The organism is Lentzea sp. NPDC003310, from assembly GCF_040610935.1.
Taxonomy (GTDB): domain Bacteria; phylum Actinomycetota; class Actinomycetes; order Mycobacteriales; family Pseudonocardiaceae; genus Lentzea.
Genome location: NZ_JBEXNC010000004.1, coordinates 54,532 through 70,603 on the forward strand (window position 1 = coordinate 54,532; position 16,072 = coordinate 70,603).

Sequence of the window (16,072 nt, forward strand, 5' to 3'; positions counted from 1 at the left end):
AACGCCCGGGCCGTTGCCGGAAATGTTCACCGGCGGCCACCTCCGCCGCACGTGTCCGCTGTGAACGGTCGCGAGCCCGCGGCGCCGATCTTGTGCGGCCGGCTCTCGCGTGGCCATCGTTCGGCTGTGCCCGGGACTCACCGGGACACGCCTTCGACGCCACGAAAGGAGGGCCCGTGAGCACCCTGCGTTCACGAGCTCTTGCCGCGGCCGCGGTGGTGGCGGCGGGATGGCTGCTCGTGCAGCCGGCCGCCACTGCCGCGCCCGACGTCTCCGCCACCGGCCGCCTCGCCTTCACCATGCAGGCCCAGGAGCAGACCCAGTGGTGCTGGGCCGCCGCCGGCACCAGCATCGCCCGCTACCACGGCACTTCGGTCACGCAGACGCGGTTCTGCCAGCTCGCCCACGACGAGTCGGGCACGGGCTGCCGCAACAACCAGGGCCACCTCGGCGAGGTCCGCGAGGCGTTCTACGACCTCGGCTACTCCTCACCGGGCAGCTACCTGTCGAGCACGATCACGTTCACCTCGATCCGCGACCAGATCGACCGCGAGCAGCCGATCGAGACCCGCATCCTGTGGTCCTCGGGCGGCGGTCACATGCACGCGATCTACGGCTACGAGGTCGACAGCGCGAACCGGCAGTGGGTGAACTGGGCCGACCCGTGGGGCAGCAACACCCGCTACAACCGCTCCACCTACACCGCGTACCGCTCCAACTCCTCGTTCAGCTGGACCCACACGCTGACGGGCATCAACCGATGAGGACGGCCATGATCACTCGTACCCTCACGGCCGCCGCGGCGGTGTCGGCCGTCGTGCTCCTGGCCGCCACGCCGTCGGCGCTGGCCGACGACACCGTGTCCGCGGCGGACCTCCGGGAGGCGCGTGCCGCCGCCACCGCGCCGTCCACTGTGGACGCCGTCACGGACTTCATGGGCGACCTGCGCGAGGGCCACTCGCTCGGTGCGGCGACGGTCGCCGTGCGGGACGGCGTGGTGCCGGTCTACACGCTGTCGCCGGAGTTCGTGGCGGGCGTGCGGGGCGCGCGGCCCGGCAGGCTCGCGTACCTCGCGGTGCCGGCCTCGTCCAGCGACGGCCAGACCTCGACCATCCAGACGGTCCGCGGCGAGGACGGCCGGTGGACGGTGGGCAACCTCGCCTCCGGCGACCAGGAGACGCGGCTGGCCGCGACGCTGCCCGCCGGTGCCGTGCTGCTGCACGAACCGCAGGTCAACGCCTGGTACGCCAGCAAGGGCGCCCAGTTGACCGTCCTCGACCCCGGTGCGAGTGGGCGCGGGCCGGGGTCGAGGCTCGCGGTCGCCGACTACCAGCGGGCCGTGGCGAAGGCCTACGGGGACAAGCGCGGCGGGTCCGAGTACGCCGCGCAGGGCATGGCCGGGGGCTTCGGGCCGGAGTCCGGCGAGAGCGGATCGGTGCTGCCGCTGGTGGGGCTGGGCGCGGCCGCCCTGCTGGGCACGGGCGCGTTCGCGCTGCGGACCGCACGACGACAGCAGTAGGCGCGGGGAACCCCGGCGCGCTCGGCCCGGCGTCCCGGGCCGGGCGCGCCGGTCACGCGGCGGCGCGTTCCCGCAGCACCGCGAGGGCCTCGTCGGCGTGGACGGTGAAGTTCAGCTCGCTCCTGATCACGGAGATGACCTCGTGATCGGTGTCGATGACGAAGGTGCGCCGCTTCGCGTGCAGCGGGCTGAACCGCCGCCAGACCCCGAACTGCCTCGCGACCTCACCCTCCACATCGGACAGCAGCGGGTAGTCGAAGCCGTTCGCGGCCGAGAACGCGCGCTGCTTGCTCACGCGGTCGGGGCTGATCCCGATCCGGTGTGCGCCCACCGCGCCGAACTCCGCCGCCAGGTCCCGGAAGTGGCAGCTCTCGGCGGTGCAGCCTCCGGTCATCGCGGACGGGTAGAAGAACAGCACGACCGGGCCGGTGGCCAGGAACTCGGACAGGGTGCGGGGATCGCCGTTGTCGTCGGGCAGGGTGAAGTCGGGGGCGCGGTCTCCTCGTCTCATGCCCGGTGTTCGGACCCGCGGACACCCCGGATTGCTCCGAGCTCTCGATCATCCACTGTGGACCTCCAGGTATCGCCGCTGGTCAGGCGGGATTCGCGGATCTGTTGGTAACGGGTCGATAACCAGACCCATCCGCTTCCAGAGGGGCGGCGAATCACGAGTAGCAACTGCTCGATCACCCATTGGAGATGTCTCGTCATGAACAAGACCGTCCGCAACACCGTTCTCGCCCTCGGCGCCGCCTCGCTCGCCCTGTTCGGCGCAGCGTGCGGCTCGGGTGACATGGCCAGCACCGGCACCTCGTCGAGCGCCGCCCCCACCTCGACCGCGTCCTCGTCCTCGGCGATGGCCGACCCGGCCGCGAACCTCGTCGGCCCCGGTTGTGCCGACTACGCCAAGCAGGTCCCGTCCGGCGCCGGTTCCGTCGCGGGCATGGCCGCCGACCCGGTCGCCGTCGCCGCGAGCAACAACCCGCTGCTCACGACGCTGGTCAGCGCCGTGTCCGGCAAGCTCAACCCGAAGGTCAACCTGGTCTCGACCCTCAACGGCGCCGAGTTCACCGTGTTCGCGCCGGTCGACTCCGCGTTCGCCAAGATCGACCCGGCGACGATCGAGACGCTCAAGACCGACGACGCGCTGCTGACCAAGATCCTGACCTACCACGTCGTCCCCGGCCAGATCGCGCCCGACAAGATCGCCGGCGACCAGAAGACCGTGCAGACCGGCACCGTCAAGGTCACCGGCTCGGGCAACGCCATCAAGGTCAACGACGCCAACGTGATCTGCGGCGGCGTGAAGACCGCCAACGCGACCGTCTACCTCATCGACTCGGTCCTGATGCCCGCCTGACATCTCCAGGGCAGCAGTACCGGGACTCCGGGAACCGCGCGGTACTGGCGGTTCCCGGAGTTTGTCACGTCTGATCGCCGGGTCGTCCCATGTGGACGGTGACCGTCCCGTCGGACTCGAAGATCGTGTGGTTCTCGGCCTCGCGGATGATCGCCACGATCACGGTGTCGGGGTTCAGCGGCCGCACCGCCCTGGTGATCAGGAAGGCGTTGAGGTCGTCCGGAACGGAGACGATCACCCGGTCGGCGGCCTCGACGGCCGCGTCGTACAGCGCACACGTGTCGCGGCCGTCGCCGACGACCGCGACGGCGCCGTTGGCCGTCGCCTCCGCGACGGCCAGGTAGTCGGTGTCCAGCACGAGCACGCGCGCGTCCGGCTGCGTCGCCAGCACCGAGTTGACCGCGTGGCGGCCGGTGGCTCCGTAGCCGATGACGAGGATGTGGTCGGTCACGACCGGGGTTCGGAGCCCTGCGCCGCCCGGATTGCGTCCGATCCGGCGACAACGGCGCGAAACCCGTCGCCGACACGATCACCTCATCGAGTGGATCCCGGTCCGAGAGCGAACCGCAACGCGTGTCGGCCACGGATGTACAGCGCGCGGATCCGCCAGATGCGGTTCAGCCGGCTCGGGACGGCGCCACGCACGTCCCTGTGCGTCCGGTGAAGAGCGGGACGCACAGGGACGCGGCGTCACCGCGCTCGTTCGGGAAGGCGGTGGGCGATCCCGGAGAGTTCCAGCACCCGCGCCGGCGCCCCGCTCGCCTCGGCCACCAGCGTCAGGACCCGCCCGCGTTCCTCGGCGCGCCGGAAGGCCTGCAGCAGCAACGCGACGCCGGAGCTGCTCAGGTAGCCGACGCCGGTGAGGTCGAGCTCGACCGGCCGCTCGTCCGGGGTGTCGATCCGCTCCAGCAGGGCCGGCCGTAACTCGTCCACAGTGGACAGGTCGAGGTCGGTCGTGATCAGGATCGCCTGCACCCGCTGGTCGTCCCCGTCGGCCAGGCCCCTGGAGGAGCGCACCGGCCGCGCGGGAGGGGGCGAGGTGCGCGCGTCCGGCGTCGCCGGCACGTGGAACCGGATCGTCGTGCCGTTCTCGTCCGGCCGGAGCTCGTACTCGTCGGCGATGGCGCGGATCATGTCCAGCCCGCGCCCGCGGTGCCCCTTGTCCGCGGGCGGCGGCCGCCACCGGCCCGCGTCGCGGACGGACACCCGCACGCCCCGGCCGGTGCTCTCGAACGTCGACTCGAACGTGCCGTCCCCCTCCGGGTACGCGTGGTCCACCACGTTCGCGGCGGCCTCCCCGACCGCGAGCTCCAGGTCGTAGGCGGCGTCGTCGGACAGGCCCGCCAGACGGGCCCAGTCCGCGGCGGCGCGGCGCAGCCCGGAGAGCTGCTCGGGCGAGGCGGGCAGCCGCAGGTGCGCCGGCGGCGGCAGGTGCCGGGCGACGACGACCGCCACGTCGTCGGACTGCCCGTCCGGCAGCAGCGCGTCGAGGACGCGCCGGACCAGCGACGCGGGGTCGAAGGAGGCCGCGCCGTCCACGGCGGCGACCAGCCGGTCGAGGCCCGCGTCGAGGACCTCGCGACGACGCTCGACCAGGCCGTCGGTGTAGAGCACGACCGACGCGCCCGGCGGCAGTGCGGCCGCGTGCTGCGTGGGCAGCGCCTGGCCGCCCGCACCCAGCACCGGGCTCGGACGCGCCTTCAGCAGGCGGGCGCCGGACTCGTCGACGACCACCGGCGGCGGGTGCCCCGCGGACGCCCAGCACAGCTCGCCGGCGCTCCAGTCGAGGACCATGCAGGTGCACGTGCTGCCCGCCGCGCCGGCCACCCTCGTCGCGAAGGAGTCCAGCCGCAGCAACGACTCGGCGGGGGAGTGGCCGTCGAGCAGGTAGCCGGTGAGGGCGCTGCGCAGCTGGCCCATCACGGCGGCGACCGTCGGGCCCTTGCCGACCACGTCGCCGACGGTGAGGGCGACGCGGGTCGGGCCGATCCGCACGACCTCGTACCAGTCGCCGCCGATCTGGGAGTGCGCCGTGGCCGGGAGGTACCGGGCGGCGGTGGCGAGGCGCGGCAGGCTCGGCAGCTCGCGGGGCAGCAGGCTCTCCTGCAACGCGGCCGCGATCTCGTGCTCGCGTTGCAGCAGCAGCTCGCGCTCGGCCTCGGCACGCCGGCGTTCGGTGACGTCCCTGCCGATCGCCTGCAGGCCGGTGGGGGTGGACTGGACGCTGAGCTCCAGCGCGATCTCCGTGCCGTCGGCCCTGCGCAGCGCGAGCACCTGCGACACCGACAGGTCGTCGGGCAGGCCGTCCACCAGCAGGTCCTCGACGGGCGTGCCGACCAGTTCCTCCGGCTGGTAGCCGAGCAGGTCGCCGGTCGCCGGGTTCGCCTGGACGAAGCGCAGGTCGCGGTCCAGCATCCAGATCACGTCCGTGGCCCGTTCGACGAGCAGGCGCAGCCGCCGTTCGCTGTCGCGCAGCGCCCGGTCGGCGTGCGCGCGTTGCATCGACTCCCAGCACCGGTTGACCACGATGGACACCAGGTCGATCTCGTCGCGCGTCCACTGCCGCGCGGTGGCCTGGTGGACCGCCATGGCCGCCACGAACCGCCCGCCGCGCAGCAGCGGGAGGCAGATCACCGCGCGGATCCCGGTCACCCGGTACGCGGCCAGGTCCTCGGCGTCCAGCCGTTCGTCGTTCAGCGCGTCGTGCACGACCCACGGCTCGCCCGCGCGCATGGCCCGCAACGCGCCGTTGCCGAACTCCCGCATGGCGAACCTGCCGGGCAGCGGCGGCAGTCCCGTCGCGTGGTCGCCGCTCATGACGAAGTGGTCCTCGTCGGCCTCGGTGCGGGCGTAGGCGCACCGGTCGACGCCCAGGTGCTCCCCGAGCAGCCTCGTCGCGAGCGCCATGAGCTGCTCCGCGTCGTCGAGCCGCTGGGACGCGCGGTCGAACCCGTCGAGGAACCGCTCGCGGTCGTCGCGCGCGTGCCTCGCGGTCACGTCGACCAGCACCCCGCTGAGCGACGTGCCGTCCACCCGCGCCTGTTCGAGCAGCCAGACCAGCTCACCACCGGCCGTGCGGACGCGGTAGACCACCTCGTAGCCGGCACCGGACTCCCAGCGCAGCCGTTCGCACTCCCCGCGGTCGTCGGGGTGGGTGATCTCCCGCCAGAAACCCGGTTCGCCGGTCCAGCGGTGCGGCGGATGTCCGAGGGCGCGCTCGACCGCGGCCGACATGAAGGTGACGGTGCGGCTGCGCGGCTCTCCTCGCCAGACGACCACGGGCAGCTCGTCCACGAGCGCACGGAGCCCGGTGTCCGGTTCACTCATGCCGCAGCGCCCCTTTTTTGCCGTCAAAGCGGAATTCCCGGCGCCGGCTGCTTGACGCCCTACCACCCGGATCCTACGGCTGCCGGCGTACCGGTGTGCGCGAGCGTTCCCTGACCAGCGACGTGGTGAAATGTGCCGCCTGGATTCAAATCATTGGCAATACCCGCGCCGCCGTCACATCAAACGCATTCTTCGACCGGAACGCGAATCGGTGCTCGGTCGCGACGTTTTTCAGCCCAACAGCCCACGGGCGGCGAGGTTCCGCATCAGCGCGGTGATCCCGAACGTCCAGTCCTCCGCGTCCTCGGCCGTGTTCACGACGTTCGTCAACGCGCCCAGCCGCGGCGACGAGATGCGCACGACGTCCCCGACCCGGTGGGTGAACCCGTCGCCGGGCCGGTCCCTGTCCTCGGTGGGGGCGAACATCGTGCCGGTGAACAGCGCGAAGCCGTCGGGGTAGCGGTGGTGGGCGCCGAAGGCGTGGGACACGAGGTCCTCGAGCTCCCGGCTGATCTCGGACACGGGGTTCACGCCGTGCAGCACGAAACCGTCCGGTCCGGTGACGTCCAGGGTGATCTCGGTGGCCTTGGCGTCGGCGAGTGTGAACCCGTCGTCGAACAGCCGCAGGAACGGCCCGATCGCACAGGAGGCGTTGTTGTCCTTGGCCTCGGTGAGCAGGAGGGCGCTGCGGCCCTCGAAGTCGCGCAGGTTGACGTCGTTGCCGAGCGTCGCGCCGACCGGGTTGCCCCGCGAGTCCACCACGAGGACCAGTTCGGGCTCGGGGTTGTTCCAGGCCGAGCGGGCGAGCACGCCGACGTCGGCCCCGAGCCCCACCGCCGAGAGCACCGGCGCCTTCGTGAAGATCTCCGGGTCGGGGCCGATGCCGACCTCGAGGTACTGCGACCACAGCCCCTCGGCCTGCAGCACCCTCTTCACCTCCGCGGCCTGCGCGGATCCGGGCTTCAGGTGGGAGATGTGGCCCTGCACGACCGCGCCGAGCTTCTCACGCACCTCCCGCGCCCGCGTGGGATCGCCGTCCGCGCGCTCCTCGATGACCCGCTCGAGCATGCTGCGGACGAACGTCACGCCGGCGGCCTTGAGCACCTGCAGGTCGACCGGCGCCAGGAACCGGGGAACGTCGCCGGCCGGGTCCGTCGTGGCGGCCAGGACGTCCGCGAGCGGCCACGACCTGCCGGAGTGGTTCCGGACGACCTCCACCACGTCGGGTCGCTCCAGCAGCGACGACATGGTCGGTGCGTGCCGCGAGAGGTCGACGACCTCCTCGCCGCGGATCGTCACGACCGACGGGCCGCCCTCCGCCGGGTCGAAGACGCGCCCGACGAGCGCGGCCTCCGCCGCGTCCACGGGGAGGACATCGGCGGCGTCGAGCGAGATCCCCATGGAGGTCCTTCCTGCGCAGGTGTCCTCTTCGAACCGTACTAGCGATCTCTGCCACGGAATCGGCCGTTTGCCCGCCGCCGCGCAACGCCGCGTATACGGTCCGGGCATGAGCCAGCCGATCCCCTTCACTGACACCAACTTCAAGCTCGCCGTCGTCAACGAGCTGATGTACAACCAGGACCTCCTGCCGAGGTTCGACCTGCGCGAGTACGCCGCCGAACAGGGCTTCACCTACGACAGCGGCAGCTTCGAGGCGGTACCGGAGGCGCTGGCCTACTTCGAGGCGCTCGAGGTGCCCGTCGAGCTCGCGGAGAAGGTCACCGAGGTCTACATGGACGGCGGCAACGGGATCTACCTCGAGATCGCGCCGAACTGGGACGGCGAGGACGGGATCTTCGACGTCGACGACTTCGCCGACGTGCGGCACTTCCCCAACCTCAAGTCGATGACGCTGTTCTACACGGGCAACGAGCAGGCGCTGGAGTCCCTGCGCGCCCAGGGGATCGAGGCCGACTGGCTCTGAGCCGGCCCGGTCGCTGAGCGACCACCTCGTCCGGCACGGGTGGTCGCGCCCGGCCGAACCACCCCCGCCGCATGAACCGGCGCGCCCGACCTCGGCAGCAGCGTGGTGCTGTCCGGAGACACGAGAGGCGGGCGACGTGGTCGGTGCGGAGAAGAAGAGGTTGCAGGAGGCCGGGCCGTGGCGGAGGTGGGGCCCCTACCTGAGCGAACGGCAGTGGGGCACCGTCCGGGAGGGCGGTGGCGCGAACGACGCGTGGACGTCGTTCACCCACGACCAGGCGCGGTACCGGGCGTACCGGTGGGGTGAGGACGGGATCGCCGGGTTCAGCGACGACAAGCAGCGGATCTGCCTGTCGCTCGCGTTGTGGAACGGCGCCGACCCGATCCTCAAGGAACGGTTGTTCGGCCTGACCAACGGCGAGGGCAACCACGGCGAGGACGTCAAGGAGTGCTACTACTACCTCGACGCCACGCCGACGTCCTCGTACCAGCGGATGCTCTACAAGTACCCGCAGGCGAAGTTCCCGTACGAGGACCTGGTCGCCACGAACGCCGCGCGCACCCGGAACGACCCCGAGTACGAGCTGCTCGACACCGGGGTGTTCGACGACGACCGCTACTTCGACGTCGAGGTCGAGTACACCAAGGCGGGTCCCGAGGACGTCCTGGTGCGGATCACGGCCCACAACCGCGGGCCCGAGGACGCGACGCTGCACCTGTTGCCCACGCTGTGGTTCCGGCACACGTGGTCGTGGGCGGGCGACGTCCGCCTGCCCACGCTGCACGTCTGCGAGCCGGGCACGGTGCGCGCCGAGCACCCGGACCTCGGGGTCCGCTGGTGGTACGTCGCACCGCCCGCGCCGATCCTCGTGACGGAGAACGAGACCGACAACGAGCGCGTGTTCGGTTCTCCCAACGTCACCCCGCACGTGAAGGACGGCGTCGAACGCGCCGTGGTGCACGGCGATCACACCGCCGTCGCGGCGGACGGCGTCGGCACGAAGGCCGCCGCCCACCATGAGCTCCGCATCCCGGCGGGGCGCACGGCCACGGTCCGCGCCCGGCTCTCCGACGCGAGCCTCGACGACCCGTTCCTCGACTTCGACGCCGTCGTGAGCACCCGTCGCGACGAGGCCGACGACTTCTACGACGAGGTGCTCGGGGGTGATCCCCGCGGTGACGAACGGCTGGTGTGCCGGCAGGCGCTCGCGGGACTGCTGTGGTCGCGCCAGTACTACTCGTTCGACGTGGAGCGCTGGCTCACCGAGCGGGGTGCGGATCCGCTCGGTGCCGACCAGAACTGGCGGCACCTCGTCGCCGACGACGTGATCGTCATGCCGGACAAGTGGGAGTACCCGTGGTTCGCGGCGTGGGACCTCGCGTTCCACGCGGTGCCGTTGGTCGTCGTCGACCCGGAGCTCGCGAAGCACCAGGTGGAGCTGCTGCTCGGCCGCCGCTACCAGCACCCGAACGGCCAGATCCCGGCCTACGAGTGGAACTTCGGCGACGTGAACCCGCCGGTGCACGCCTGGGCGGCGTGGTTCGTCTACCAGTACGACGGCGACAAGGAGTTCCTCGCCCGCGTCTTCCCGCCGCTGCTCAAGGCGTTCACGTGGTGGCTCAACCGCAAGGACGCCGACGGCCGCAACCTCTTCCAGGGCGGATTTCTCGGGCTCGACAACATCGGGGTGTTCGACCGCAGCGCGCCGCTGCCCACCGGCGGGCACCTCGACCAGGCCGACGGCACCGCGTGGATGGCGTTGTGCTGCCAGAACCTCGTCCAGATGGCGCTGGAGCTCGGCGAGATCGACGAGGCGGCGGCCCTGCTGGAGAACCTCGCGTGGATCGCTGCGGCCGCCGGTCACGCCGGCAACGGGTTGTGGGACGAGGAGGACGGCTTCTTCCACGACGTCCTGCGCCACCCCGACGGCACGTCGACCCCGCTGAAGGTGCGGTCGGCGGTGGGGCTGCTGCCGCTCGCCGCCGCGACCGTGATCAGCGCGGACGTCCGGCGCGAGCACCCCGGCCTCGTCGACGGCATGCGCGACTTCCTCGACCGGCACCCGGCCGTGCGGGACGGGTTGTGGGGGCACGGCGCGCAGGCCGACGCGACCGGGCCGGTGCTGTTCGCGCTGTTCGACGAGAGCCGCCTGCGCCGCATCCTCGCGCGGGTGCTCGACCCGGAGGAGTTCCTGTCACCGCACGGGATCCGGTCGCTCTCGAGGTGGCACGCCGAGCACCCGTACACGTTCACCGTCGACGGGGTCGAGCACCGCGTCGCCTACCTGCCGGCCGAGTCGGACAGCGGCATGTTCGGCGGCAACTCCAACTGGCGCGGGCCGGTGTGGCTGCCGATCAACGTGCTGGTGATCCGCGCGCTGCGGCACCTGCACGAGTACTACGGCGACGACTTCACCGTCGAGTGCCCGACCGGTTCGGGCCGGCAGCGCACCCTCCGCCAGGTGGCGCAGGACATCGCGGACCGCCTGCTCGACGCGTTCCTGTCCGGGGTGGACGGACGGCCGGTCCACGGTGGACAGACGCGGTACCGGGACGGGCACTGGCGCGACCTCCCGTTGTTCTACGAGTACCTGCACGGGGACAACGGCGCCGGCATCGGCGCGAGCCACCAGACCGGCTGGACCGCGCTGGTCGCCCTGCTGCCGCGGGAGGTGGCGCGATGAGCTGGCCGGAGCAGCCGGTGATCTACGAGCTCAACACGGCCGTGTGGCTGGGCGAGCTGTCCCGCGCGGCGGGCCGACCGGTCACCCTCGGCGACGTCCCCGCGGCGGCCTGGCGCGAGGTCACGCCGACCGGCGTGGACGCGGTGTGGCTGATGGGCGTGTGGGAGCGCAGTCCGCGGGGGCTCGCGATGGCAGGTGCCGATCCGGTGCTGCGGGCGTCGTTCCAGGAGGCGCTGCCGGACCTGCGGACCGAGGACGTCCTGGGGTCGCCCTACTGCGTCCGGCGCTACGTCGTGGCGGAGGAGTTCGGAGGTGACGACGGACTCGCGCGGGCGCGAGCCGAACTGGCCGCGCGAGGGGTGCGGCTCGTGCTGGACTTCGTGCCGAACCACGTCGCGCCGGACCACCCGTGGGTGACCGCGCACCCGGAGTTCTTCGTCCGCGACGAGCACGGCGACATCGAGCTCGGCCGGGACCCGTTCTTCCCCGCCTGGCCGGACGTCCTGCAGCTCGACGCGTTCTCCCCGGCGTTCCGCGCGGCCGCGGCGGAGACGCTCGCCTCGGTCGCCGCGCGGTGCGACGGCATCCGGTGCGACATGGCCATGCTCGTCACGAACGACGTGTTCGCACGGACGTGGCACCGCACCCCTCCGGAAGAGGAGTTCTGGCCGGAGGTCATCGGCGCGCTGCGGGAGGACCACCCGCGGACCGTGCTGATCGCCGAGGCCTACTGGGACACGGAATGGGCGTTGCAGCAGCAGGGTTTCGACTTCTGCTACGACAAGCGCCTGTACGACCGGCTGGTCGGCGGCGGGGACGTGCGGGGCCACCTGCGCGCCGAGCCCGGCTACCAGGCGGGGCTGCTGCGGTTCCTGGAGAACCAGGACGAGCCCCGGATCGCGGGGGAGCTGAGCCGGGACGCGGCGAAGGCCGCCGCCGTGGTCGTCGCGACGCTGCCCGGCGCGACCCTGTGGCACGAGGGGCAGTTCGAGGGCCGCCGCGTCCGGCCACCGGTGTTCCTCTCCCGGCGGCCGGACGAGCAGCCCGACCTCGGCCTGGCCGCCTGGTACCACGAGCTCCTCGCCCTCGCGGGGGAGGTGCGCCGCGGTGAGTGGCGGCCGGTCGAGGCCGGGGGCTGGCCGGACAACCAGTCGTGCCGTCGGCTGCTCGCCTGGTCGTGGGCGTCAGCCGGGGGCATCCGGCACGTCGTGGTCGTGAACTTCTCCGACCAGCCTGCTCAGGGTCTGCTCCCGCTGGAGCTGGGGCGCTGCACCGACCTGCTCGACGGCACGGTCTACGAGCAGGACCTCAAGCCCCTGTACGTGGCTCTGGAGCCGTGGGGTTGTCACCTGTTCGCGGTGGCCTGAGCAGGGCCGCCGCCCACCCCGCCGCCGGGTCGATGTCGACCAGCAGCACCTTCACCAGCACGGTGAGCGGCACCGCCAGCAACGCGCCGAGCGGACCGAGCACCCAGGCCCAGAACACCAGGGCCAGGAACGTGACGGTGGTCGACAGCCCGGCGGCGTCCCCGGTGAAGCGGGGCTGGACCAGCGACTGCACCACGAAGTTCAGCACCCCGTAGAGCACCAGCACGGCCAGCGCCCGGCGCGGGCCGTGCTGCAGCAGTGCCAGCACCGCGGGCGGCGCCACGCCCAGGAGGAACCCGATGTTGGGGATGTAGTTGGTGACGAACGACAACACACCCCACAACAACGCCAGCGGAATGCCGAGCACCGCGAGCGCCACGGTGTCCAGGACGGCGACGATGAACCCGAACACCGTGGTGACGAGGACGTAGCGGCGGGTCCGGCGGGCGAACTCCGTCAACGCCTCGCGCAGCCACGGCCGGTCCAGGGCGATCTCGGCGAGCCGCGAGTGCGCCCAGCCCACCTCGACGCCCAGGAACAGCAGCAGCGCCAACAGGAACACGAGACTCGTGGTGAGGCTCGTCAGCTCCGCCAACAGCCCGCCGATCGCGTCGAAAAGCTGGCCCCGGTCGAGGCCGTCGAGCGCTCGTTCCGCCCGCAGCACCAGCTCGTCGCGGGCGAACTCGGGCAGCATCGACGCGAGCCGCGCCCCGGAGATCGCGACCGTCACCGCGACGACCGCCAGCACCCCGTAGACGAGCACGACGACCGTCAGCGTCGCGAGCCACGGCGGCGCGCCGCGGCCGCGCAGCCACCGGTGCGCGGGACTGATCGCGATCACGACCAGCAGCGCCAGCATCGCCGGCGCCACCAGCCACGCGACCGCCCGCACACCGGCGACCACGACGACCGCGGCCGCGCCACCGAGCAGGATCGTGAGTGCGCGAGGCATCAATGGTGCTGTGACGACTCGTACTGCCCTGGTGCCGCGACGACCGCTTCCTGCCCGTGCACCACCACGGCCCAGATCACCGTCACGCACAGGGCGATGACGATCGTCGACCACACCGGGTGCACGGACACGAACGCCAGTTGCGCCACCGCGTTCACGACGGCGAGCACCACGGCGACCACCCTGGCCCACGCGGCACCCGAGAGCAGCGCACCGCCCGCGAGCGCCACCAGGACCCCGATCAGGAGGGTGATCCAGCCCCACATGCTGATGTCGAAGAGGAGCACCTGGTCCTCGGTCACGACGTAGTAGTCGTCGCGGAACAACGCCACCAGTCCCTCGATGGCGTTGAACGAGCCCATGACGATCATCATGATGCCCGCGAACCAGATCCAGCCCAGCCAGCCTGTCTCCCGCATCGTGCCTCCGTTGTCTCGGACGGGATTGCCCGACCAACGTCGCACCGGCGCGTGGCGCGGATCTTCACCCGTGGCGCGCGAGAGGCAGGGCGGTGCTCGGTCCGCGCGGGTGAAGACCTCGCCCGGCCCCGCGCGAAGTCTCGGTCGCATGACCACACCACCCCAGTACCCGCTGATCGCCGACCACGGCCTCATCGGCGACCTGCAGACGACCGCGCTCGTGGCCACCGACGGCACCGTCGACTGGTTCTGCAGCCCGCGCGCCGACTCGGCCTCGGTGTTCGCCTCGCTGCTCGACCGCCACCGCGGCGGCTTCTGCCGCATCCGGCCCGCCGGCCACACCGGGCCGGGACGCCAGCTCTACTTCCCCGACTCCGCCGTGCTGATCACCCGGTTCATGACGGAGGAGGGCACCGGCGAGGTCGTGGACTTCATGCCCCCGCTGCCGGACGAGGACGCCACCGACCGGCACCGCCTGGTCCGGATCGTGCGGTGCGTGCGCGGGCGGATGACGTTCGAGCTCGACGTGGCCCCGCGGTTCGACTACGGCAGGCGGGCGCACCGGGCCCGGGCCACCGAGGACGGGGTGGTCTTCGACTGCGGCTCCCTGAGCCTGGTGGTGCACGCCGTGCGCGAACCGGGCGACCCCCGCCTGGCGGCCGGCGGGCTCACCTCCACCCAGGACCTGCACGCGACGGTGCCGCTCGCCGAGGGTGAGGCCCGCGGCGTCGTGCTGGAGACCGGCGCCGCGGGCCCGCCCCGGGCCGTCACGCCGTTCCAGGCGCGCGAGCTGTTCGAGGCCACGGTCGGGTTCTGGCACGGCTGGCTCGCCCAGTCGACCTACACCGGCCGCTGGCGCGAGGCCGTCGACCGGTCCGCGATCACGTTGAAGCTGCTGACCTACGCGCCGTCCGGGGCGTTGCTCGCGGCACCGACCGCCGGTCTGCCCGAGCAGCTCGGCGGCGAGCGCAACTGGGACTACCGGTACACGTGGATCCGCGACGCCTCGTTCGCCGTGTCGTCGTTGCTGCGCCTGGGGTTCACGTCCGAGGCGACGGCGTTCGGACGCTGGCTGACGGCGCGCTGCGAGGAGGGCGGGCCGCTCGAGGTGATGTACGCGGTGGACGGGTCCGCGGACCTCGGCGAGCAGGTGCTCGAGCACTTCGAGGGCTACCGGGGTTCGTTCCCCGTCCGCGTGGGCAACGGCGCCGCGGGGCAGCTCCAGCTCGACATCCACGGCGAGCTCCTCGACAGCGTGTACGCCGCGCACCTGGCCGGCGTGCGGATCTCGCACCGGGGATGGCACGCGGTGGTGGAACAGCTGGAGTGGCTGGCGCACAACTGGGACCAGCCCGAGGAGGGCATCTGGGAGACGCGGTCGGGCCGCGCCGACTTCACCTACGGCCGGGTGATGAGCTGGGTCGCGTTCGACCGCGCGATCCGCATCGCCGCGGCGGAAGGACGTCCGGGACCGGTGGAGCGCTGGCGTTCGGTGCGCGACCGGATCTACGGGCAGGTGTGGGAACGCGGCTGGGACCGGAAGACCGGCGCGTTCGTGCAGCGGTACGGCTCGTCGGCGCTGGACGCGTCGTTGCTGCGGCTGCCGCAGGTCGGGTTCGTGGCACCGCACGACCCGGTGTGGCTCGACGCGCTGGCCGCGATGGAACCGCTCGTGCGCGACAGCCTCGTGCTGCGCTACGACACCGAGGCGGCGCCGGACGGGCTGCGCGGTTCGGAGGGCACCTTCTCGTTGTGCACCTTCGACTACGTCACCGCGCTGGCCCTGTCCGGACGGGCGGGGGAGGCGCGGCTGGTGTTCGAGAAGATGCTGACCTACGGCAACCACCTCGGGCTCTTCGCCGAGGAGATGGCACTGACGGGGGAGCAGCTCGGCAACTTCCCGCAGGCGTTCACGCACCTCGCCCTCGTGAACGCCGCCGTCACCCTCGACGCCCGGCTCACCCCTCGTGGGTGAGGACTCGCGGCCGACCTCTCTCGCACAGTGTCGGCCATGGCCACTTTGACCGTGTGGAAGTTCGACTCCTCCGACGGAGCGCGTCAGGCGCTCGACCTGCTGCGGAAACTCCAGGACCAGCAGCTGATCACCATCCGCGACACCGCCTACGTCTACTGGGAGGCCGATGCGAAACGACCGAAGACCAAGGAGCTCGGCAAGCTCACCGGCGCGGGAGCACTCGGCGGGGCGTTCTGGGGCCTGCTCTTCGGGCTGATCTTCTTCGTCCCGGTGCTGGGCGCGGCGATCGGCGCCGGCGTCGGGGCGCTGGCCGGGTCGTTGTCCAGGGTGGGCATCGACGACGACTTCATCGACGACGTCCGGGAGAGCGTCACGCCGGGCACGTCGGCGTTGTTCGTGATGTCCGAGCACGCGGTCGTCGACCGCGTGGCGGAGCAGTTCAAGCAGACCGGGGCCGAGCTGCTCACGACGAACCTGTCGGTCGAGCAGGAGAAGGTGCTCAAGGAGACGTTCACCTCTTGAGCCGCGGGGTGACGTGGGCGGTGG

The 16,072-nt window shown here is 71.9% G+C and carries 14 protein-coding genes; 8 read left to right on the forward strand and 6 right to left on the reverse strand.

Translation table 11 applies throughout. The features are described from left to right. Nucleotides 1-176: 176 nt before the first annotated feature. Together ABZX02_RS07860 and ABZX02_RS07865 are read left to right on the forward strand one after the other, a co-directional pair. Entirely contained in the window at nt 177-764 is a 588-nt protein-coding gene (locus ABZX02_RS07860; RefSeq protein WP_355295939.1) for a papain-like cysteine protease family protein, read from the forward strand. 8 nt (nt 765-772) lie between these two features. After that, entirely contained in the window at nt 773-1,519 is a 747-nt protein-coding gene (locus ABZX02_RS07865) for a hypothetical protein (RefSeq protein WP_355295941.1), read from the forward strand. Between the two features lie 52 nt (nt 1,520-1,571). Here the strand turns inward: ABZX02_RS07865 and ABZX02_RS07870 are convergent, their stop codons facing one another. Then, nucleotides 1,572-2,030: a peroxiredoxin gene (locus ABZX02_RS07870; protein WP_355295943.1), complete on the reverse strand. Its 459-nt coding sequence runs from the start codon at nt 2,028-2,030 to the stop codon at nt 1,572-1,574. 198 nt (nt 2,031-2,228) lie between these two features. On the opposite strand from ABZX02_RS07870, the gene ABZX02_RS07875 reads away from it, so the two are divergent. After that, nucleotides 2,229-2,879, forward strand: coding sequence for a fasciclin domain-containing protein (locus ABZX02_RS07875; protein ID WP_355295945.1), 651 nt, complete (start codon nt 2,229-2,231; stop codon nt 2,877-2,879). A gap of 64 nt (nt 2,880-2,943) precedes the next feature. Here the strand turns inward: ABZX02_RS07875 and ABZX02_RS07880 are convergent, their stop codons facing one another. The 3 genes from ABZX02_RS07880 to ABZX02_RS07890 form a co-directional block, all read right to left on the reverse strand. After that, nucleotides 2,944-3,330 (reverse strand): NAD-binding protein, encoded by a 387-nt coding sequence (locus tag ABZX02_RS07880; RefSeq protein WP_355295947.1) that lies wholly within the window; start codon nt 3,328-3,330, stop codon nt 2,944-2,946. Nucleotides 3,331-3,569: 239 nt separating this feature from the next. Beyond that, nucleotides 3,570-6,206 (reverse strand): SpoIIE family protein phosphatase, encoded by a 2,637-nt coding sequence (locus tag ABZX02_RS07885; protein ID WP_355295949.1) that lies wholly within the window; start codon nt 6,204-6,206, stop codon nt 3,570-3,572. Between the two features lie 231 nt (nt 6,207-6,437). Continuing rightward, nucleotides 6,438-7,607, reverse strand: a complete 1,170-nt coding sequence (locus tag ABZX02_RS07890; protein ID WP_355295950.1) for a fumarylacetoacetate hydrolase family protein — start codon at nt 7,605-7,607, stop codon at nt 6,438-6,440. 106 nt (nt 7,608-7,713) lie between these two features. Between ABZX02_RS07890 and ABZX02_RS07895 the strand changes: the two genes are divergently transcribed. The 3 genes from ABZX02_RS07895 (at nt 7,714) to ABZX02_RS07905 (ending at nt 12,180) form a co-directional block, all read left to right on the forward strand. Continuing rightward, a complete protein-coding gene (locus ABZX02_RS07895; RefSeq protein ID WP_355295952.1) occupies nt 7,714-8,130 on the forward strand; it encodes a hypothetical protein in 417 nt (138 codons plus the stop codon). Between the two features lie 136 nt (nt 8,131-8,266). Then, entirely contained in the window at nt 8,267-10,813 is a 2,547-nt protein-coding gene (locus tag ABZX02_RS07900) for a glucosidase (protein WP_355295954.1), read from the forward strand. Further along, nucleotides 10,810-12,180, forward strand: a complete 1,371-nt coding sequence (locus ABZX02_RS07905; RefSeq protein ID WP_355295956.1) for an alpha-amylase family glycosyl hydrolase — start codon at nt 10,810-10,812, stop codon at nt 12,178-12,180. Before ABZX02_RS07900 ends, ABZX02_RS07905 begins: the two co-directional genes overlap by 4 nt. Here ABZX02_RS07905 and ABZX02_RS07910 read toward each other — a convergent pair. Together ABZX02_RS07910 and ABZX02_RS07915 are read right to left on the reverse strand one after the other, a co-directional pair. Next, on the reverse strand, nt 12,122-13,132 hold the full coding sequence (locus tag ABZX02_RS07910; protein ID WP_355295958.1) for an AI-2E family transporter: 1,011 nt from the start codon (nt 13,130-13,132) through the stop codon (nt 12,122-12,124). The genes ABZX02_RS07905 and ABZX02_RS07910 overlap by 59 nt on opposite strands. Beyond that, complete coding sequence (locus ABZX02_RS07915; RefSeq protein ID WP_355295959.1) at nt 13,132-13,551, reverse strand: hypothetical protein; 420 nt, start codon at nt 13,549-13,551, stop codon at nt 13,132-13,134. Before ABZX02_RS07915 ends, ABZX02_RS07910 begins: the two co-directional genes overlap by 1 nt. A gap of 148 nt (nt 13,552-13,699) precedes the next feature. On the opposite strand from ABZX02_RS07915, the gene ABZX02_RS07920 reads away from it, so the two are divergent. Continuing rightward, the gene (locus ABZX02_RS07920; protein ID WP_355295961.1) at nt 13,700-15,526 is read left to right on the forward strand and encodes a glycoside hydrolase family 15 protein; all 1,827 of its coding nucleotides are present in this window, start codon (nt 13,700-13,702) and stop codon (nt 15,524-15,526) included. Between the two features lie 36 nt (nt 15,527-15,562). Beyond that, nucleotides 15,563-16,048: a DUF1269 domain-containing protein gene (locus ABZX02_RS07925; RefSeq protein WP_355295963.1), complete on the forward strand. Its 486-nt coding sequence runs from the start codon at nt 15,563-15,565 to the stop codon at nt 16,046-16,048. Nucleotides 16,049-16,072 lie beyond the last annotated feature (24 nt).